At 59.4% G+C, this 18727-nt stretch carries 19 protein-coding genes; 5 read left to right on the top strand and 14 right to left on the bottom strand.

The annotated features are described in order from the left end of the window. Nucleotides 1-377: 377 nt before the first annotated feature. The 6 genes from msrQ to BMY73_RS24975 all read right to left on the bottom strand — a co-directional run bounded on the left by msrQ (nt 378) and on the right by BMY73_RS24975 (nt 6366). A complete protein-coding gene (gene msrQ / locus BMY73_RS25000; protein WP_092410471.1) occupies nt 378-998 on the bottom strand; it encodes a protein-methionine-sulfoxide reductase heme-binding subunit MsrQ in 621 nt (206 codons plus the stop codon). Beyond that, nucleotides 998-2011, bottom strand: a complete 1014-nt coding sequence (gene msrP / locus BMY73_RS24995) for a protein-methionine-sulfoxide reductase catalytic subunit MsrP (RefSeq protein ID WP_092410469.1) — start codon at nt 2009-2011, stop codon at nt 998-1000. The genes msrQ and msrP overlap by 1 nt, the downstream gene beginning before the upstream one ends. Before the next feature lie 71 nt (nt 2012-2082). Continuing rightward, complete coding sequence (gene pssA, locus BMY73_RS24990) at nt 2083-2931, bottom strand: CDP-diacylglycerol--serine O-phosphatidyltransferase (RefSeq protein WP_092410467.1); 849 nt, start codon at nt 2929-2931, stop codon at nt 2083-2085. 153 nt (nt 2932-3084) lie between these two features. Further along, a complete protein-coding gene (gene ilvC, locus BMY73_RS24985; protein ID WP_062385125.1) occupies nt 3085-4101 on the bottom strand; it encodes a ketol-acid reductoisomerase in 1017 nt (338 codons plus the stop codon). Between the two features lie 47 nt (nt 4102-4148). Beyond that, nucleotides 4149-4640, bottom strand: coding sequence for an acetolactate synthase small subunit (gene ilvN / locus BMY73_RS24980; protein ID WP_062385123.1), 492 nt, complete (start codon nt 4638-4640; stop codon nt 4149-4151). 1 nt (nt 4641) lies between these two features. Then, entirely contained in the window at nt 4642-6366 is a 1725-nt protein-coding gene (locus tag BMY73_RS24975; protein ID WP_092410475.1) for an acetolactate synthase 3 large subunit, read from the bottom strand. A 410-nt stretch (nt 6367-6776) separates the two neighbouring features. Between BMY73_RS24975 and BMY73_RS24970 the strand changes: the two genes are divergently transcribed. After that, the gene (locus BMY73_RS24970; protein WP_092410465.1) at nt 6777-7205 is read left to right on the top strand and encodes a DUF4124 domain-containing protein; all 429 of its coding nucleotides are present in this window, start codon (nt 6777-6779) and stop codon (nt 7203-7205) included. Nucleotides 7206-7208: 3 nt separating this feature from the next. On the opposite strand, the gene BMY73_RS24965 is transcribed toward BMY73_RS24970, so the two are convergent. From BMY73_RS24965 to mrcB, 3 genes are read right to left on the bottom strand one after another with little or no spacing between them, the layout of a single operon-like run. After that, on the bottom strand, nt 7209-7538 hold the full coding sequence (locus BMY73_RS24965) for a YqcC family protein (protein WP_062385119.1): 330 nt from the start codon (nt 7536-7538) through the stop codon (nt 7209-7211). Beyond that, the gene (locus BMY73_RS24960; RefSeq protein WP_062385116.1) at nt 7531-8286 is read right to left on the bottom strand and encodes a tetratricopeptide repeat protein; all 756 of its coding nucleotides are present in this window, start codon (nt 8284-8286) and stop codon (nt 7531-7533) included. The genes BMY73_RS24965 and BMY73_RS24960 overlap by 8 nt, the downstream gene beginning before the upstream one ends. Nucleotides 8287-8302: 16 nt before the next feature. Then, nucleotides 8303-10624, bottom strand: coding sequence for a penicillin-binding protein 1B (gene mrcB / locus BMY73_RS24955; RefSeq protein ID WP_062385114.1), 2322 nt, complete (start codon nt 10622-10624; stop codon nt 8303-8305). Between the two features lie 132 nt (nt 10625-10756). On the opposite strand from mrcB, the gene BMY73_RS24950 reads away from it, so the two are divergent. The 3 genes from BMY73_RS24950 to BMY73_RS24940 all read left to right on the top strand — a co-directional run bounded on the left by BMY73_RS24950 (nt 10757) and on the right by BMY73_RS24940 (nt 13284). Then, the gene (locus tag BMY73_RS24950) at nt 10757-12292 is read left to right on the top strand and encodes a bifunctional aminoglycoside phosphotransferase/ATP-binding protein (protein WP_062385112.1); all 1536 of its coding nucleotides are present in this window, start codon (nt 10757-10759) and stop codon (nt 12290-12292) included. Nucleotides 12293-12391: 99 nt separating this feature from the next. After that, nucleotides 12392-12736: a pentapeptide repeat-containing protein gene (locus tag BMY73_RS24945; RefSeq protein ID WP_062385110.1), complete on the top strand. Its 345-nt coding sequence runs from the start codon at nt 12392-12394 to the stop codon at nt 12734-12736. Nucleotides 12737-12981: 245 nt separating this feature from the next. Continuing rightward, nucleotides 12982-13284, top strand: a complete 303-nt coding sequence (locus BMY73_RS24940) for a TfoX/Sxy family protein (RefSeq protein ID WP_092410463.1) — start codon at nt 12982-12984, stop codon at nt 13282-13284. A 177-nt stretch (nt 13285-13461) separates the two neighbouring features. On the opposite strand, the gene deoC is transcribed toward BMY73_RS24940, so the two are convergent. From deoC to BMY73_RS24925, 3 genes are all read right to left on the bottom strand, one after another. Beyond that, entirely contained in the window at nt 13462-14223 is a 762-nt protein-coding gene (gene deoC, locus BMY73_RS24935; RefSeq protein ID WP_256571374.1) for a deoxyribose-phosphate aldolase, read from the bottom strand. A gap of 220 nt (nt 14224-14443) precedes the next feature. After that, nucleotides 14444-15211 carry a heme ABC transporter ATP-binding protein gene (locus BMY73_RS24930; protein WP_092410459.1) on the bottom strand — a complete coding sequence of 256 codons (768 nt, stop codon included), beginning with the start codon at nt 15209-15211 and terminating at the stop codon, nt 14444-14446. Continuing rightward, nucleotides 15211-16248 carry a FecCD family ABC transporter permease gene (locus tag BMY73_RS24925; RefSeq protein WP_062385100.1) on the bottom strand — a complete coding sequence of 346 codons (1038 nt, stop codon included), beginning with the start codon at nt 16246-16248 and terminating at the stop codon, nt 15211-15213. Before BMY73_RS24925 ends, BMY73_RS24930 begins: the two co-directional genes overlap by 1 nt. A 255-nt stretch (nt 16249-16503) precedes the next feature. On the opposite strand from BMY73_RS24925, the gene BMY73_RS24920 reads away from it, so the two are divergent. Continuing rightward, the gene (locus BMY73_RS24920) at nt 16504-16833 is read left to right on the top strand and encodes a Rieske (2Fe-2S) protein (protein WP_092410473.1); all 330 of its coding nucleotides are present in this window, start codon (nt 16504-16506) and stop codon (nt 16831-16833) included. Here BMY73_RS24920 and sfsA read toward each other — a convergent pair. Both sfsA and BMY73_RS24910 read right to left on the bottom strand, forming a co-directional pair. Next, on the bottom strand, nt 16811-17554 hold the full coding sequence (gene sfsA / locus BMY73_RS24915; protein ID WP_092410457.1) for a DNA/RNA nuclease SfsA: 744 nt from the start codon (nt 17552-17554) through the stop codon (nt 16811-16813). The two genes, BMY73_RS24920 and sfsA, sit on opposite strands and share 23 nt — an antisense overlap. After that, nucleotides 17554-18726 (bottom strand): pyridoxal phosphate-dependent aminotransferase, encoded by a 1173-nt coding sequence (locus tag BMY73_RS24910; protein ID WP_092410455.1) that lies wholly within the window; start codon nt 18724-18726, stop codon nt 17554-17556. Before BMY73_RS24910 ends, sfsA begins: the two co-directional genes overlap by 1 nt. Between the last annotated feature and the right edge of the window lies 1 nt (nt 18727).

Below are 18727 nucleotides of genomic sequence, written 5' to 3'. Positions count from 1 at the left end.
ACCCACACGAATTGCTTGATTCAGTTGTTAAAGAGCGGTTGGTCAAGAGCCTTTCGTCTCAACCGAGGCGCGCATTCTACAGCGTCCTCTGTATCTGTCAAGCGGTTATTTTCAGAAGTTTTCAAAGTTTCCTTTGCAACGTCAACCACTTGCGCTTCGTTCGACTTGGCGTCTCACGTCAGCGGGAGGCGAATTCTACAGCGTTACAACCTGCTGTCAACTGCCTTTTTCACCGCTGTCGATTCAAGCATCTGAACCGAAGCCCTTCCTCGCCGCTTACTTCGTCCAACTCGTTGATTATCAAGGAGTTTTCCGTTTCGTCTGCGCCGGAAGTGGGGCAAATTATAGAGAGATTCAGAGGAGCGTCAAGCACTTATTTAAACTTTTGTTACAGCGCCCGCCTTTCTCCCTGTCCGGCGCGGAATTCGTCGAGCAATTGCAGGAATTCTAAGCATCAACAGGAAAGCGCCAATGCCGGCATATATAGCCCACTCCTTCAGGTCAGCCCTGACGATCCACAACATATGCAGCAATCCCAGCCCGAGGACGACGTAGCTCATCCGATGAAGCTTCTTCCATCTCGCCCCCAATCGGCGTTGGCTGTAACGATTGGACGTTACCGCCAGTGCCAGCAAACAGAGAAACCCGAAACCCCCGACAATGATGTAGGGCCGCTTGACCAGCTCAACACCCAGCTGCGCCCAGTCGAACCCCAAGATAAAGAACCCATACGCCAGCATGTGCACCACCACGCAGGCAAAACACCAGAGTCCCAACTGACGGCGAACCGCTATCCATCCCGGCCACCCACTCACGCGTTGCAAAGGCGTCATTGCCAAGGTAATCAACAGCAACACGAGCGTGCCCAGACCAAAACGATCCACCAGCACCTTCCCGGGATCTGGCCCGAGATCGAGGAGCCACGCCTGACGAAGCCACACGACAGGCGGGATACAGATGGCAATGAATACCGACAGACGCCAGAACCGATAACGCATCAATAGTTTTTCCGCAGATCCATACCTGTATAGAGAGAGGCCACCTGCTCTCCATAGCCGTTGAACATTTCTGTCTGTCGAATATTGGGACTGAACAACCCGCTTGGCAGACGCCGTTCATGCGCTTGCGTCCAGCGCGGGTGATCGACGGTAGGGTTCACATTGGCGTAGAAGCCGTACTCGTTCGCCGCGATGCTTTGCCAAGTGGTTTTCGGCTGCTCGCTCACCAGACTGATGCGCACAATCGATTTCACGCTTTTGAAGCCGTACTTCCATGGAACGACCAGACGCAATGGCGCGCCGTTCTGGTTGGGCAGTTCACGTCCGTACATGCCCACCGCCAGAATTGCCAATGGATTCATTGCTTCATCCAGTCGCAGCCCTTCCACATAAGGCCAGTCGATCAACGCAAAACCGGATCGCTGACCCGGCATTGTCTTCGGGTCCTGCAGTGTTTCGAAGCGAATGTATTTCGCGTTGGCCGTCGGCTCCACTTGCTTGAGCAGCGCGGAAATCGGAAACCCCATCCACGGGATCACCATTGACCACGCCTCGACACAGCGCAATCGGTAAATCCGCTCTTCCAGTTGATAAGGCTTCATGAAGTCTTCGAGGGCGTACCGCCCAGGCTTGCCCACCTCCCCGTCGATCACCACACTCCAGGGTTCGGTCTTCAGCGAGCCCGCGTTTTGCGCCGGGTCGCCCTTATCGGTGCCGAACTCGTAGAAGTTGTTGTAGTGGGTCGCATCCTTGAACGGGGTGATAGTCTCATCCTTGACCGTCATCGCCTGCCATCGGGTGGTCGATAGCTTGTCTTTGAACCAGCCAGGGGCGTTACCTGGTTCGACATCGGCATACTGCGACGCATCGCTGGCCATCGACCATTGCGGCAACGCGCCGACAGCAAGCCCGGCAAGCGAGCCTCCCAACAGAGAGCGGCGAGAAAGATAGAAGGATTCGGGTGTGACGTCTGACTCTTTACAGTCAGAGGCCGAAGGGGTCTTGATCAGCATGTTGACTCCGCAGCAATGGAGAACTGAAGCACCTGTAGCTGCGGAGTATGCGGGAAATGAGTCTATTAGAACTACTTGTGCCGACGCAGGCGCAACAGATACTGGATCGGGCCCGACGCTGCGTAACCGAGGAAAATCAGCAACAGGATGCGGGGCGGATCGCTGAACACGACAGCGAAGACCAACACCACCGCCAAAATGGCGACGAAAGGCACACGCCCTTTCAAGTCCAGCTCTTTGAAGCTGTTGTACTTGATGTTACTGACCATCAACATGCCTGCGGCCGCGACCAGCAAGGCGACCAGGAACGACAGCCTGGAGCCCTGGATGCCGTAATCGCTGAATGCCCACACCGTTCCGGCGACCACGCCTGCTGCTGCCGGACTGGCCAGACCAATGAAATAGCGCTTGTCGGCTTTGCCTACTTGCGTGTTGAAACGCGCGAGCCGCAGCGCGGCGCCTGCAACGTAGACAAAGGCGACCATCCAGCCGACTTTGCCCATGTCGCCCAGCGCCCAACCGAACGCCAAGAGTGCGGGTGCCACACCGAAAGCAACCATGTCGGAAAGTGAGTCGTATTCGGCACCAAAGGCACTCTGGGTGTTGGTCATGCGCGCGACACGGCCATCCAGCCCGTCGAGCACCATGGCCACGAAGATAGCGATGGCCGCGAACGCGAAATATTTGCTCGCCCCCGCCTGGTCACCCGCGCTCATTGCACTCTGAGCACTCATCGCACTGATGATGGCGTAAAAACCCGCGAACAGGTTCGCCGTGGTAAACAGGTTCGGCAGCAGGTAAATGCCGCGATGCCTGACCTTGCGGCCTTCGGCGTCATGGCCCTCTTCTATATGTTCATCGATCGGTAGCAGGCTTTCGGCGTCAGAGGCCTTGTTTGGCTCTTCGGGACGTTCGCTCATGGACAATACCTTGCAGCTATGAAATTTCGACAAATGCTTGCGGCGGCGTCGCGCCAACAAACGATGCAGCTTTATACCAGATGAGCCCCCGGAACGAAAAAACGCGACCCTGAGGTCGCGTTCTTCGTTAACCGGAACCCGATTCGTACGATCTTAGTTCTTGGTCTGGTCCACGATCTTGTTCTTCGCGATCCAAGGCATCATCGAGCGCAGTTGCTCGCCGATGATTTCGATGCCGTGAGCCTTGTTGTTGCGGCGCTTGGCGGTCATCGATGGGTAGTTGCTTGCACCTTCAGCGATGAACATCTTCGCGTATTCGCCGTCCTGGATGCGTTTCAGAGCGTTGCGCATGGCCTGACGGGATTCGGCGTTGATGACTTCAGGGCCAGTCACGTACTCGCCGTATTCGGCGTTGTTGGAGATCGAGTAGTTCATGTTGGCGATACCGCCTTCGTACATGAGGTCCACGATCAGCTTCAGTTCGTGCAGGCACTCGAAGTAAGCCATTTCTGGCGCGTAGCCCGCTTCAACCAGGGTTTCGAAACCGGCTTTGACCAGTTCAACGGTACCGCCGCACAGAACGGCTTGTTCGCCGAACAGGTCAGTTTCGGTTTCGTCTTTGAACGTGGTTTCGATGATGCCGGTACGGCCGCCACCAACGCCCGAGGCGTAGGACAGTGCAACGTTTTTGGCGTTGCCGGAAGCGTCCTGGTAAACAGCGATCAGGTCAGGGATGCCGCCGCCTTTGACGAACTCGGTACGTACGGTGTGACCTGGCGCTTTTGGCGCGATCATGATCACGTCCAGGTCAGCGCGTGGAACCACCTGGTTGTAGTGGATAGCGAAACCGTGGGAGAAGGCCAGGGTCGCGCCTTTTTTGATGTTCGGTTCGATTTCGTTTTTGTACAGCTGGGACTGGAATTCGTCCGGGGTCAGGATCATGACCAGGTCAGCAGCGGCAACGGCGGAAGCAACATCAGTCACTTTCAGGCCGTGGGCTTCAGCCTTGGCGACAGTAGCCGAACCTTTACGCAGACCAACAGTGACATCAACGCCGGAGTCTTTGAGGTTGCACGCCTGAGCGTGGCCTTGGGAGCCGTAACCGATGATGGCAACTTTCTTGCCCTGGATGATCGAAAGGTCGCAGTCTTTGTCGTAATAAACTTTCATGAAATTCCCCTGTTATCTCGGCCGTTCAGGCCATTCGCTAAATTAATTTAGATGCTCAGCACTTTGTCGCCACGGGCAATGCCCGTCACGCCGCTGCGTACCGTTTCCAGGATGGCGCTGGTGCCGATCGCCTGGATGAAGCTGTCCAGTTTGTCGCTCGTCCCTGCCAGCTGCACCGTGTAGACGCTGCTGGAAACATCAACGATCTGGCCGCGGAAGATGTCCGTGGTGCGCTTGATTTCCGCACGTTGGGCACCGGTAGCCTTGACCTTGATCAGCATCAGTTCGCGCTCGATGTGGGCACTTTCCGACAGATCGACCAGCTTGACCACTTCAACCAGCTTGTTGAGGTTCTTGGTGATCTGCTCGATCACCTCATCGTGACCAACCGTGGTGAGCGTCAGACGCGACAGGGTCGGGTCTTCGGTCGGCGCCACCGTCAGGCTTTCGATGTTGTAGTTACGCTGCGAAAACAAGCCGACGACGCGAGACAAGGCACCCGGTTCGTTTTCCAGCAATAGCGAAATGATGTGCCGCATATTAGGTACGCTCCGTCTTGCTCAGCCACATGTCACGCATCGAGCCGTCTCTGATCTGCATGGGATAGACGTGCTCGGAGACGTCGACCTGGATGTCCAGAAACACCAGGCGATCCTTCATGGCGAACGCTTCTTCCATCTTCGGCTTCAAGTCTTTCAGATCGGTGATCTTCATGCCGACGTGACCGTAGGCTTCAACCAGCTTCACGAAATCAGGCAGCGACTCCATGTAGGAGTGCGAGTGACGACCGCTGTAGCTCATGTCCTGCCATTGACGGACCATGCCGAGCACGCCGTTGTTGAGCAGGATGATCTTCACCGGCAGGTTGTACTGCAGGCAGGTCGACAGCTCCTGAATGTTCATCTGGATACTGCCTTCGCCCGTTACGCAGGCAACGTGTGCGTCGGGAAAGCTCAGCGCAACGCCCATGGCCGCGGGAAGACCGAAGCCCATGGTGCCCAGGCCACCGGAGTTGATCCAGCGGTTAGGCTTGTTGAACCGGTAGTACTGCGCCGCAAACATCTGGTGCTGACCCACGTCGGAAGTGACATAGGCATCGCCTTTGGTTACTTCGCACAGCGTCTCGATGACCGTTTGAGGCTTGATAACGCTGCCGTCGCCGCGGTTGTACGGAAACAGATCACCGCCTGCGCGCCATTCGTCGATCTGCTTCCACCAGGTCGCCACCGACTCCTTGTTAGGGGTCTCGCCGATTTCCTTGAGGGTCGCAACCATTTCAGTCAGGACGCTTTCGACAGGACCCACGATTGGCACGTCAGCCTTGATGGTCTTGGAAATCGAAGCCGGGTCGATATCGACGTGAATGATCTTGGCGCCCGGGCAGAAGCGCGAGGCGCCGTTGATCACGCGATCATCGAAGCGCGCGCCAACCGCCAGGATCACGTCGGAGTGGTGCATAGCCAGGTTGGCGGTGTAGCTGCCATGCATGCCCAGCATGCCGACGAACTGGCGATCAGTCCCCGGATAGGCACCCAGCCCCATCAAGGTATTGGTCACCGGAGCGTTCAGCAGTTGCGACAGCTCGGTCAGCGATGCAGAGCCATTACCCATCACCACGCCGCCACCGGCGTAGATAATCGGTCGCTTGGCGGCCAGAAGCATTTCCACTGCCTTGCGGATCTGCCCCGAATGGCCGCGAACTGCCGGGCTGTAGGAGCGCAACTTGGCTTTTTTCGGGAAGACGTATTCGAATTTCTCAGCCGGGTTGGTCATGTCTTTTGGAATGTCGACCACGACAGGACCAGGACGGCCAGACTGCGCCAGATAGAAGGCTTTCTTCAGAACTTCCGGGATTTCCGATGGATGCTTGATCATGAAGCTGTGCTTCACGATCGGGCGCGAGATCCCGATCATGTCGGTTTCCTGGAATGCGTCGGTCCCCACCATGTTGCTAGGAACCTGACCCGACAAAACAACCATCGGAATCGAGTCCATATAGGCGGTCGCGATGCCGGTAATGGCGTTGGTCGCACCAGGACCGGACGTCACCAGCACCACACCCGCCTTGCCGGTGGCACGTGCATAACCGTCAGCCATGTGGGTCGCAGCCTGTTCATGGCGAACGAGGATGTGGCTCACGGCCGGTTCTTTGAACAGCGCGTCGTAAATATGTAGGAGGGCACCACCCGGGTACCCATAGATATGCTCAACGCCTTCGTCACGCAAAAAGCGGACGACCATTTCAGCGCCAGATAAAAGCTCCACGTTGTTCACCTCTAAAACGCCAGAATACCGTCCACACAAACGAGGAGACGGGTCTTAATAGGTTTACTGCAAAGCAGAGCATGAGCGACGGTGGTCGCCGACTACGTCAGCACTGACTGAGCAAGTATTGGGAGCGCCCCTGAGTGTTTCGGGGTTTTCCCACCCAGCGCGAGGTAACGCGTTGCGGGTGTAACAGGTCGGCGCGGGTGTGCGCCTCATGATCTACCGAGACGGTCTGCTTCTGGCAGTCCCTCTACAGCGAACTTTGGATTGTTCTGATTCGCCCCGCTCAAGTCAAGTCATCGATGCGCTTTCTTCATCCACGCTGCACGAAAAAGCACCGAATGAGGTCGTCCCGTCGTGCTTGTGATAGGTTTCGTCAGCACCGCACACGACGTTAAGGAAGCAGTATGCGCTGGATGACTCTCGCCACCGCGCTGGCGCTGGCAGTTGGGACTGCTACCGGTCAGGCGGCCCAGATCTATAAGTGGGTCGATGCACAAGGCGTGACGCACTTCGACGCCCAGCCACCCGCCGGACAGTCCGCCCAGGAAATCGACATACAAAAGCCGGTCGCCCCAACCGCGGTCACGCCCGCGGCACGCCCTGATGCCGATCAGGAACAGCAGGCCATCGACGCCAAAGTGAAGAAACAAGTGGCGGCCGAGGAAGCCAGGCGCAAAGAGTACTGCGACCGTCAACGCACCAACCTTGCGCAACTGCAAAACAACCCGCGGGTGCGTGAAGAGGTCAATGGGGAATACAGACGCTTTACCGAAGAGGAGCGTCAGGCACGTATCGCCGAGATCAGGAAGTCCATCGACGATACCTGCAATTGAACGTCAAACCGACTCGGTGATCAGCCGGTCGAACTGCGCCAGCAGTTCCTGCAGATTGCGGGTTTCCCTGACGCGACTGGCATAGACCATCTGCGCCATTTCAAGGATGCCCGAGGCATTGGGCAGCGCCAGATCCTGCTCGAGGATGACTTTCATCCGGGGCAAAAAAATCCATTGCAGCCACTGATCGAAATCCAGCGTGTCGACGCAGAACGGCTCGCGACTGGACAGCGCCTCGTCGCTGGGCGGTACATCTTTCCACCAACCCAGCACGCGAAGCTCACGCTCGATCAAGAGCAACTGATCGGCGATCTCCGGAAACCGTTTATCCATTGGCCTTCTGCCGTGCCAGCGCGGCGCCGGCCGCGTCGCCCTGTTTTTCACGCGCTTGTGCGATCAGGCCCCACAGGCTCGCCTGCAAGCTGGCGCGGCCGTTGGCGTAGGTCAGACCACGACGCGCCAACTGTTCTGCCTGAGGCGCATCGCCCTGAGCCAGACGTACTTGCGCCAGTTTGTAGAGCACCTGCGGTTCGCGTGGCGCGACACGTTGCGCGCGCTCGAGGCTGGACGACGCACCGTTGAGATCACCACTGCTCTGTTGTTGCTGCGCGGTGGTCAGCAGCGCCAGAACAGGACCGTCCAGTTGCTCATCAGCTGACAGGCCGCCGCTTGACGCCGACGGAATGCCGGTCGGCGCCGACGCGGGCATATTGTAGGTGTTGCTGGTCGCCGCAGGTGGCGTGTAGCTGTTGTCGGCCGGTGCCTGGTTGACCGGAGCGGTGTTGATCGGGGCGGTACTGATCGGCGCCGACGTCGGCGGGACGAAGGTCGAGATCGGCGCAGCGCTGGCATTGGCGCCGCCCGGAACCATCACCGTGACACCCGAATCTTCCTGAATCGATTGGGACTGAGCCGGGCTCTGTACCGGCGCACGATAGGGAGCGTTACGGTTTGCCGAAACGCGCTCGCCGTTGGAGACGCGCGAGCCGGCGTCCACCACCGGGATGCTGCTGCGCGTCTGACTGGCGCAACCGTTGAGCAAAGCCAGAGCCGTTAAAGCCGGAATCCACCACTTGTTCACTTCACATCCTCTTCGCTTAGTTCAACCAGCCTTTGACCCAGTCCATTACCGACTCGGCAGGCGCTGCCGGCCCGCCACACGCTGGCCCGGGTTGCGGCTCACTGCCGCGAATATACGGCATCTGTACGGCGCCCGGGCAGCTGGCGTCGGTGCCCTGCCCGGTTGAGGCATTGACCCAGGCTTGAACCACGTTATCCGGCATGGCCATGTCCAGGGGAAGCGGGTCGGCCTTTTTCATGAAGCTGGTCCAGACCTGCAACGCGCCTGTGGCGCCGGTGAACGGTGTCTTGCCGTTGTCGTCGCGGCCCATCCAGACCACCGCCAGCAAATCCTGACTGAAACCTGCAAACCAGCTGTCACGAGAATCGTTGGTCGTCCCCGACTTACCCGCCAGATTCAGCGTGCTTGGTAGTACGTTGTACACCGACTTGCCCGTGCCTTCTCGCATCACTCGCTGCATGGCGTTCTGCAGCAGATAGATGGAACCTGGGTCGAAGCGCTGCTGGATCTGGAACGGATACCGCTTGAGCGGCTCGCCCTCGGCGGTCAACACACTCCGAATACCTCGTAATGGCGTATTGAAGCCGCCGCTGGCGATGGTCTGGTACATCGTTGCCACCTCAATCGGGCTCAGTGCGCCAGCCCCCAGCAGCATCGACGGAAAGGTCGGCCAGTCGCGGGTCACGCCCAACTTGGTGAGGGTCTTGAAGACATTCGGCACGCCCAGATCCAGCCCCAGCTTGGCGCTGGACAGGTTGTAGGAATGCGCCAGCCCCTGATACAGGAAAATATTGCCGTGAGCCTTGTGATCGAAGTTCTGGGGCTTCCAGATCTGGCCATCCGCCCCCTTCACCTGAAACGGCTCGTCCGGTATCCAACTGGTCAGCGTGTATTGCTGAGGCCGCTCCAAAGCGGTCAGGTAAATCGCCGGCTTCACCAGTGAGCCGATGGGACGCACGGCATCCAGCGCACGGTTGAATCCGGCAAACCCCGCCTGTCGGCTGCCGACCAAAGCCTGCACTTCGCCCGTTTCCGGGTTGGTCACGACCATGGCCGTTTCCATCTCATCGGAACCCTTGCGACCCGCCATCTTCGCGAAACTCTCACGAACGGCGGCTTCCGACTTCATTTGCAGGATCGGGTCGAAGCTGGTGAAAATGCGCAGGCCTTCTTCGGTCAAGTCTTCGTCGCGGTAGTCCTGGCGCAGTTGACGTTTGACCAGGTCCAGGAAATCCGGGAACGAACTGTCGGCCAGCGAACCGGTTTTGGTCACGCCCAGCGGCATTTTCTTCGCCGCCGCCACGGCTTCCGGCGAGGCAACCCCTTGCTGTTCGAGCAGATCAAGCACCAGGTTACGGCGTTCCAGTGCCCGATCAGGGTTGCGACGCGGGTTGTAGTAGGAAGGCCCCTTCACAAGACCAACCAACAACGCCACCTGATGAAGCTTGAGTTCGGACAACGGCTGGCTGAAGAAATACTGGCTCGCCAGGCCGAAACCGTGAACGGCGCGCTGGCCGTCCTGACCGAGGAAGACTTCGTTGAGGTATGCCTCGAGGATTTCCTGCTTGCTGTAATGAATCTCCAGCAGGATAGCCATCATCGCTTCGGTCAGTTTGCGCGTGAGACTGCGCTCGCTGGTCAGGTAGAAGTTCTTGACCAACTGTTGAGTCAAGGTAGAACCGCCCTGACGCATCTGCCCCGCCGAGGCGTTGACCCAGAAGGCGCGGGCAATCGACTTCGGCGACACGCCAAAATGGTGATAAAAATCGCGGTCTTCGACGGTTACCAGCGTGTCGAGCAGGTAAGGCGGCGCCTGATCGAGCTTGATCAGAATGCGGTCTTCGAGGTTTTTCGGGTAAAGACCGCCGATCATCAAGGGTTCAAGGCGCGCAACGGCAAGTTTCGAACCATTGGCGGCCGTAAGGTCAGCCACATAATCGCCAGAGAAGCGCACATGGATTTGCTGAGCAGGGTCCGCACCTTCATAAAACTGGAAACCGCGTGTATTCAGATCGACGTTGTTGCCATTCACCGATGCAGCGCCCGGCCCGTTGGCAACGCTTTCACGTCGATAACCCAAGGCATCGAGTTCGATGAGGAAGTCGTCACGGGACAGTTTCTGCCCGACGAACAGCTCCAGCGGCCGTGCATACACCTTGGCGGGGATGGTCCAGCGCTTTCCGGAGAATTTCTCCTGGACAATGGAGTCCAGGTACACCGCGAAGCAGGCAAGAATCACCAGGCCGACGAGGCTGAGTTTCAGGGCCCAGCCCAGCAGACTGCGAAGGCGGCTGTTGGTGGGCTTGGGGGATTTTTTCGAAGTACGGGATCGAGTCATGGCGGCGGATTATACGCACTTTCAAGATCATCGGCAGACCGCCGTCTCAGCGGTTTGCAGCAATGCGCCAAGCGGCCATAATGGCCACCTTTAGTCACTTCACCTTCGACTTGTCACTTTCAAGGATTGTCCGTGAGCCAGACACTGATAGCCGCTCTGCAAAACCCTGCCTTGTTCCCGCATCCGGTGGAGCAATTTCAGGTCATCGAGACGCATATTTCCTGGGTGCTGCTCACTGGCCCCTTCGTCTACAAGATCAAGAAACCGATGAACTTCGGCTTCCTTGATTTCACCACCCTCTCGGCTCGCGAACACTTCTGCCAGCAGGAACTCAAGCTCAACCAGCGTCTGACCGAGAACTTGTATCTGGAAGTACTGCCGATCACCGGCAGCGCTGAAGCCCCTCAACTGGGCGGTGAAGGCGAGGTGATCGAGTACGCGCTGAAAATGCGTCAGTTTCCACAGGATGGCCTGCTCAGCACCCTGCAAGCCAAAGGAGAACTGACCACCGCGCATATTGATGACATGGCGCGTCAAATTGCCGATTTCCACGAAAAGGCGCCGCGCGTCCTGTCCGAGAACATTTTGGGCTCGCCTGAAAGCGTGATGGCACCGGTTACCCAGAATTTTGAGCAGATTCTCCCGTTCCTCAGCGAAAAGGCCGATCTCATTCAACTCGAGGCCCTCGAAGCCTGGGCCAAGGCCAGCTACGAGCGCCTGAAGCCTCTGATGAGTCAGCGCAAGGCCGAGGGCTTCATTCGCGAATGCCACGGCGATATCCATCTGGGCAACATCACGCTGATTGACGGCAAGGTCGTGATTTTCGACTGCATCGAATTCAACGAGCCCTTCCGCATGACCGATGTCTACGCCGACATCGGCTTTCTGGCGATGGACCTCGAAGATCGAGGCCTGAAAAGCCTGTCGCGTCGTCTGATCAGTCAATACCTGGAGCACACCGGCGACTATGCGGGTCTGGAGTTGCTGAACTTCTATAAAGCCTACCGCGCGCTGGTGCGGGCCAAGGTGTCGCTGTTCAGCCTGTCGCCCGATGCTGATCACGTGCAACGCGCGACCACGATGCGCCAGTACCGCAATTACGCCAACCTGGCGGAAAGCTACAGCGCAATCCCGTCGAACTTCCTGGCGATCACCCACGGCGTGTCCGCTGTCGGCAAGAGCCACGTGGCGATGCGGCTGGTGGAAGCGTTGGGCGCCATTCGCGTGCGCTCTGATGTCGAGCGCAAGCGTCTGTTCGGCACCGGCAAAGACCTGTACGCAGCCGAGGTCAGCGCTGCCACGTACAAACGCCTGAATGAACTGGCGGCTGTGGTCTTGCACGCAGGATTCCCGGTCGTCATCGACGCGACCTACCTCAAGCACGCGCAGCGTCTGGCAACGGCGCAAGTGGCGGAAGCGACCGGCGCCCCGTTCCTGATTCTCGACTGCGCCGCGCCAAAAGCCGTCATCGAAAGCTGGCTATCGCAGCGTCAGGCACGAAATGAGGACCCGTCCGACGCCACCATGGAGGTCATCGAAGCCCAGCAAGCCAGTCGCGAACCGCTGACGGCAGACGAACAACTGCGCAGCCGCCACGTAGAAACCAATCTGAGCGGTGATCTGGACAAGGTTGTCACGGATATTCGTCAGTACCTGCCAGGGCTGTAGGCCCAGCCCGTCGTCAATCATCGAGTCGCGAAGGAAGCCCCTTCACGACTCGCAAATGGTGGCATTATACTGGCGTCAGAATTCCAACAAGGTGACACCATGAACCAGCCCAAGCAGCTCGACTCCCCGCTCTTTGCCTTGCTGCGAAGAGACGATGTGAACGCCTTCAACCTCCAACGCCCGAAAAGCGGACCTATTGACCTCGCCGGCGGCGATTTTCGAGGCCTGGACCTGCGCGAGCTGAATGCCGATGAAATCGACTTCACCGACGCTTACTTTCGGTCGGCCGATCTGCGCGGCGTCGACTTTCGCAAGGCCTCCCTCGAAGGGGCCAGCATCGCTCACGCCCAGATATCCGGGGCATACTTTCCGCCGGAATTGAGCGCCGACGAGATTCTCATGTCGGTCAACTTCGGGACGCGCCTGCGTTACCGCACTCGCTGAGTACCTTCCCGACAACCGCCTTGCACGAGTTGTCGCCTCCCGCCCTGCATGCATGGACATGCCGGGCTGCCCGCTTGTCGCTCCGTCTTCCCCCATCGCTACCGTCCGGCACTTCGACGGGTGTTTTGCCGGAGGCCTGCCGCACCCACTCCACGGGCTATCTATACTCATTCCGTGGCTTGAGTCCGCAGTTTGTCCAGGCCGGGAGAACACAAACACGGAGCAATACCTTGCATGGAGGCGACATGGAAGACGAACTGCAACAGATGAAAAATCTGGGCAAGACCTCAGCCCAATGGCTGCACGCAGCCGGAATCCATAACGAAGCGGACCTGCGCCGAATGGGCGCCATCCACGCTTATCGCGCCGTCAAAACCCGGGGTTTTCGCACCTCTAAAGTCCTTCTATACGCCATCGAAGGTGCGTTGCTGGGTCAGCATTGGTGTGACCTGCCACGTGAGGTCAAGGCGTCGCTGAATGACCAGCTCATCGGACTCGACAGGGAAGCCTCACGGCTTGACGCCCTCGACGCCGGGAAAATAGTTTGAGATTGCCTGTTGACTTACAAATGAGAATCACTATGATTATCACATCCAGTCGCGAGACTGGCCGATAACCTGAAAGGCTCCTTGGTTCGGACTCTCAGATTATCTCCTCATCAGGCTAATCACGGTTTTTGACCCGGCTTTTGCCGGGTCTTTTTTTGCCTGCGCTAGAGGCAGCGACTATGCCTCCACGCCCAGCCGCATCAATAAATCATCCAGCAGACTCGATCCGCCCAGTCGCATCCTTTTCTGCTCCAGCCAGTAGGGCCCAAACCGGGCCTGCGCCATCTCAAGGTAGGTCCGCGCCTCGGTCACCGTGCGCACATTTCCAGACGCCTTGAATCCGACTTGAGAACCCAGCTCGGCGATTGCCTCGATCAGGATCCGCGCTGCCTGAGGTGTCGCGCTGACAATCTGTTTGCCGTTGCTGGTCTTGAGAAAGGCGACACCCTCGCGGATCACCATCCGGCACACATCATGGATGAGCTGGGGATCGCGCAGCACGCCGGTTTCAAGGGTAACCGTCAGCATCCCGGGTCGGCCACATTGCGCTTTGCAGGCCGCAATCATTTCGGGACCGATCTGTTTATCTCCCGCCAAGTGTGCGTTGAAGGGATAGACAAGATCGATTTCATCGGCTCCCGCAAGCACGGCCGCCTGGGTTTCAGACGCCACCGTGGCAACGGATGCCCCCCCATTGGGGAAGTTCACAGCGGCGACCACTTTGATGTCCCTGGCCTTGGCAGCATCGAGCGTGCGCCGGGCCAGCCCTGCGAACCGGGATGACACACAGACTGCTGCGACGTTTCCTACCGGTGTTTGTGCTCGCTCGCATAACGCAACAACGCGCTCGGCCGTGTCATCAGCGTTCAGCGACGTCAATTCCAGTAACGCTATCGCCTTTTGTGCCCATGCTTCGTCGCCCTCGTTCATCCTGCTCATGCCGCTTGCCTCACCCTTTTCTTTCGAGGGAGCGACGATAATCCAGCGAGGGCGTGCGCGAACGGCCGCAAGAGCAATAGAGAGCGGGACTACGCGACTATCAGAAACGTCTTAAAGATTTTGCCTGCGACAGCCAGGGGCGACGTCAGCGGCGGCCGGCAATCGCTCGCCAATGACAGCCCTCGCCAATGACAACATCAGAACAGCAGGTGGAAGACGGTTACCGCGTAATGATCAACGGATGCCCTCGCTCAGGGTGACGCTGAACCAGTACTTCCAGGCCGAACACGGCCTTGAGTGCTTCCGGCACCAGGACCGTATCTGGCGTCCCCAGCGCGTGAGGCCGGCCCGACGCCAGCAACAGCAGCCGGTCGCAGTAGCGCGCCGCCAGATTGAGATCGTGCAAAACCACCATAACCGCGCCGCCACGGAGGGCGAAATCACGAACGGCCTGCAAGGTGGTGTGCTGATGCAGCGGATCCAGCATTGACGTCGGCTCGTCCAGCAATAACGTCCGCCCGCCCTCGCCCGGCCACAATTGCGCCAGCACCCGCGCCAGGTGAACCCGCTGACGCTCACCGCCAGACAACGTGAGGTAGTTGCGATCGTGCAAATGCAGCGCATCGGCCGCCTGCAGTGAGGCCTTCACGATCTCGGCGTCACGCTGCTGGCCGCTGTCATGAGGCAAACGCCCCATCGCGACCACTTCCTGCACCTTGAACGCGAAACTCAGCGTCGAACCTTGCGCAAGCACTGCCAGACGCCGTGCCCTCTGCGCGCCCGTCCAGTGCGTCAGTAACTGCCCATCAAGCCAAAGCCGGCCCTGTGTCACCTTCAATTCACCACACAATGCACCTAGCAAGGTGCTCTTGCCGGCACCGTTCGGCCCGAGCACACCGAGCACTTCGCCGGGGTTGACGGTCAGGTCGATGCTTTCCAGCACGCAGTTGCCGTCACGATGAACGCTGACCCCTTCCGCCTTGATCATCAGGTGCGTCCTCGAACCAGCAGAAACAGGAAGAACGGTGCCCCGATAAACGCGGTAACAATGCCGATTGGCAGTTCTGCCGGTGCCAGCACCATCCGGGCAAACACATCGGCAAACAGCAACAGGCTCGCCCCGGCCAGTGCGGAAGCTGGCAGCACCACGCGGTGATCGGGGCCTGCCACCAGCCTGACCAGATGCGGCACGATCAACCCCACAAAGCCGATCAGCCCCGCAGCTGCGACGGCAGCACCGACGCCCAGAGCGATACACAGAATCAGCTCGCGCTTGAGCCGCTCCACGTCAATGCCCAGATGACGGGCTTCGGACTCCCCGAGGAGCAGCGCATTCAGCGCCTTGGCGCGGCGCGGCAGCCAGACGATCACTGCCGCACAGACCAACAGCAGAGGCCAGAGCCGCGCGTAGCTGGCGCCGCTCAGGGTGCCGAGGTTCCAGAACGTCAAGGTACGCAGCGCAGCGTCATCGGCCAGATACGTGAACAGACCGATGATCGAACCCGCCAGCGCCGTCATCGCCACACCCGCCAGGAGCATGACGCCGACGCTGGTCTGCCCGGCGCGACGCCCAAGACGATAAACGATGCCGGTGACGGTCAGTCCGCCCACGAACGCGCAAATCGACAACAGATAAGGCTCCAGCGCAGCGGGCAATCCACCCAGGGACGCACCCGCCACGATGGCGACAGCCGCGCCCAACGCTGCCCCGCTGGAGACGCCGACAAGGCCGGGGTCAGCCAATGGGTTGCGGAACAGTCCCTGCATCGCGGCACCCGACAGCGCCAGCACCGCGCCCACCGCTAACCCGAGCAGCGTACGAGGCGCACGAATCTGGCCGAGGATCAGTTCGGCCTGTTGAAGGTTATCGCCCGCCATTGGCAAACCGAGCAGATGCAGACCGGCGCGGACCGTATCCAGCAGCGGGAGGCTAACGGGCCCTAATGCCAGCGACAGCCAGACGGCCAGCGCGCAAGCAAGACTGAGCAGGATGAATAACGTTCGGGGTTGTAGCATCGCTCTCATTGAGTCGGTGAGACCTTGGCTTTGAGCGTGCTATCCGCGGGAGAGTGGTATCTGCGGGACAGAACGCTTCGGGAAGGGGTTTCTTTGCCTGAGCCACCCAGCGGGGCCGATTATCCACGACCCGGTTCGTTAACGCCTCGTCCGTATGACCCGAAATCGACGCGTCATTTGCATAGCTGTCAGACTAGACGTTCACGACAAACGGGCAATTTGAAGTTTATTCGCAGCTACGCGTCAAGCGCGAAGGAGACTCCGCTGAAATACTTGTGCAACGGAAATGAGCTCGCCGAAGGAAAAAGCCGTGGTTTTGAAATCAATGGGCTACACCTGCTGGCTGTACGCCGCGCCGGGCAGGTCCACGTTTACCAGAATCGATGCCCGCATCGTGGCGTGCCGCTGGAATGGCATCCGGACCAGTTTCTCGACAGCAGCGCCAGTCTGATCCAGTGCGCAACCCATGGCGCCCTGTTTCTGATCGAAAGCGGCGACTGCATTGCCGGCCCGTGTGAAGGCAAAGCCCTGAACGCGATCGCGTGCCGCGAAGACGCTCAGGGCATCTGGATCAGCCCGCCATCACAGGATTGAGCACGCCCGCTTCAGTCAGATGAACCTCCAGACGACGGTCGACACGCACTTCATCCGGCGTCAGTTGCACGCCATAGGCGAGGACTTGCACCCCGGCGGACACCGCCTCACGCAGCGCTTCGGCATAGGCGGCGTCGATTTCCTCGGCAGGACGTACGCCCTCAATCCCGGTCAGGTTCACGCAGTAAAGCAGCACGGCGCGTACGCCTTCGCGCGCCAGGGCCGCCAACTCACGTAAATGCCTGGCGCCGCGCTGGGTCACCGCATCGGGAAACGCGGCCACGGCGGTGTCGTCAAACCCCAAGGTGACGCTTTTCACTTCCAGATAGAGCGAACCCTCGGGGTATTCCAGACGAAAATCGACCCGGCTGTTTTCCTGCCCGTACGCAACCTCGCGCTTGAGCGCGGTAAAGCCGTTCAGCTCGGTGATGACGCCGGCGAACAGCGCTTCCTCCACCAGCTTGTTGGCGCGGCCAGTGTTCACGCAGGCAAACCGCCCCTGCGGCGTTTCGCTGATTTCCCACGTGCCCGGCAACTTGCGCTTGGGGTCGTTGGAACGGCTGAACCACACCCGCCCGCCGGGCATCATGCAGTTGAACATTGAGCCGGTGTTGGGACAGTGAATGGTCAGGCGTTCGCCGCTGGGGGTTTCGATATCGGCCAGGAAGCGTTTGTAACGCTGGATCAGGCGGCCTTCTTCGAGTTCGGGAGAAAAACGCATCAGGCCTTCCAGCTCCGCAGTCCACGTTCGATACGCTCAACGGCCTCCTGGAGTCGCGGCAGGCTTTGCGTATAGGCAAACCGCACATGATGGCCTGCCTGGTAGCGCCCAAAATCCAGCCCCGGCGTGAACGCGGTGTGTTCGGTTTCCAGAAAATGCCGACAAAACGCAAAGGCGTCGCCGCCAAAGGCGCTGATGTCCGCATACAGGTAGAAGGCGCCTTCCGGCTCGACGGCGATGTTGAAACCCAGCTCCCGCAAGGCGGGCAGCAGAAAGTCCCTTCGCTTGCCGAATTCCGCGCGGCGCTCTTCGAGAATGGCCAGGGTCTGCGGCTCGAAACACGCCAGCGCGGCACTTTGCGCCATGCTGGGCGCGCTGATGTAGAGGTTCTGCGCCAGTTTTTCCAGGTCGCCGACGGCCTCTTGCGGCGCCACCAGCCAACCCAGGCGCCACCCGGTCATGCCGAAATACTTTGAAAAACTATTCAAAACAAACGCGTCGTTATCGACTTCCAGCACGCTGGCGGCATCGGTGCCATAAGTCAGACCGTGATAAATCTCGTCCACCACCAGATGCCCGTTGCGCGCCTTGAGGGAAGCGGAAAGCGCAGCGAGCTCGTCGCGGTGCAGCAATGTGCCGGTGGGATTGGCAGGCGAGGCCACCAACGCCCCGACGCTGTCCTGGTTCCAATGCCGTGCGACCAGCTCCGGCGTCAGTTGATAGCGAACCTCCGGTCCGACCGGCACCAATTGTGCGGCGCCTTCCACCAGACGCAGAAAGTGACGGTTACAGGGATACCCCGGATCGGCCAGCAACCAGTGTTTACCGGGGTCGACCAGCAAACTCGCTGCCAACAGCAAGGCGCCCGAGCCACCTGGCGTGATCAGGATGCGGCCCGGATCGACGTTGACCCCATAACGCTGGTCATAGAAACCGGAGATGGCCTCACGCAGCTCGGGCAGGCCACGCGCGGCGGTGTAACGGGTCTTGCCAGCCGCCAACGCAGCCTGCCCGGCCTTGATGATGGGCTCGGCCGTGGTGAAGTCCGGCTCGCCAATCTCCAGGTGGATGACATCGTGCCCCGCTGCCTGCAATTCATTGGCACGCGCCAACAGCGCCATGACATGAAAGGGTTCGATGGCGCGGCTGCGCGCACTGTAGGGCTGGGGCATT

Source organism: Pseudomonas sp. NFACC02 (assembly GCF_900110765.1).
Taxonomy (GTDB): domain Bacteria; phylum Pseudomonadota; class Gammaproteobacteria; order Pseudomonadales; family Pseudomonadaceae; genus Aquipseudomonas.
This window is presented reverse-complemented; position numbering and strand designations above follow the sequence as displayed.

What these genes read in the sequence shown, in the direction of transcription:
- msrQ (WP_092410471.1), bottom strand. Translation starts at nt 998, where the DNA reads ATGCGTTATCGGTTCTGGCGTCTGTCGGTATTCATTGCCATCTGTATC.
- msrP (WP_092410469.1), bottom strand. Translation starts at nt 2,011, where the DNA reads ATGCTGATCAAGACCCCTTCGGCCTCTGACTGTAAAGAGTCAGACGTC.
- pssA (WP_092410467.1), bottom strand. Translation starts at nt 2,931, where the DNA reads ATGAGCGAACGTCCCGAAGAGCCAAACAAGGCCTCTGACGCCGAAAGC.
- ilvC (WP_062385125.1), bottom strand. Translation starts at nt 4,101, where the DNA reads ATGAAAGTTTATTACGACAAAGACTGCGACCTTTCGATCATCCAGGGC.
- ilvN (WP_062385123.1), bottom strand. Translation starts at nt 4,640, where the DNA reads ATGCGGCACATCATTTCGCTATTGCTGGAAAACGAACCGGGTGCCTTG.
- BMY73_RS24970 (WP_092410465.1), top strand. Translation starts at nt 6,777, where the DNA reads ATGCGCTGGATGACTCTCGCCACCGCGCTGGCGCTGGCAGTTGGGACT.
- BMY73_RS24965 (WP_062385119.1), bottom strand. Translation starts at nt 7,538, where the DNA reads ATGGATAAACGGTTTCCGGAGATCGCCGATCAGTTGCTCTTGATCGAG.
- mrcB (WP_062385114.1), bottom strand. Translation starts at nt 10,624, where the DNA reads ATGACTCGATCCCGTACTTCGAAAAAATCCCCCAAGCCCACCAACAGC.
- BMY73_RS24945 (WP_062385110.1), top strand. Translation starts at nt 12,392, where the DNA reads ATGAACCAGCCCAAGCAGCTCGACTCCCCGCTCTTTGCCTTGCTGCGA.
- BMY73_RS24940 (WP_092410463.1), top strand. Translation starts at nt 12,982, where the DNA reads ATGGAAGACGAACTGCAACAGATGAAAAATCTGGGCAAGACCTCAGCC.
- deoC (WP_256571374.1), bottom strand. Translation starts at nt 14,223, where the DNA reads ATGAGCAGGATGAACGAGGGCGACGAAGCATGGGCACAAAAGGCGATA.
- BMY73_RS24930 (WP_092410459.1), bottom strand. Translation starts at nt 15,211, where the DNA reads ATGATCAAGGCGGAAGGGGTCAGCGTTCATCGTGACGGCAACTGCGTG.
- BMY73_RS24925 (WP_062385100.1), bottom strand. Translation starts at nt 16,248, where the DNA reads ATGAGAGCGATGCTACAACCCCGAACGTTATTCATCCTGCTCAGTCTT.
- sfsA (WP_092410457.1), bottom strand. Translation starts at nt 17,554, where the DNA reads ATGCGTTTTTCTCCCGAACTCGAAGAAGGCCGCCTGATCCAGCGTTAC.
- BMY73_RS24910 (WP_092410455.1), bottom strand. Translation starts at nt 18,726, where the DNA reads ATGCCCCAGCCCTACAGTGCGCGCAGCCGCGCCATCGAACCCTTTCAT.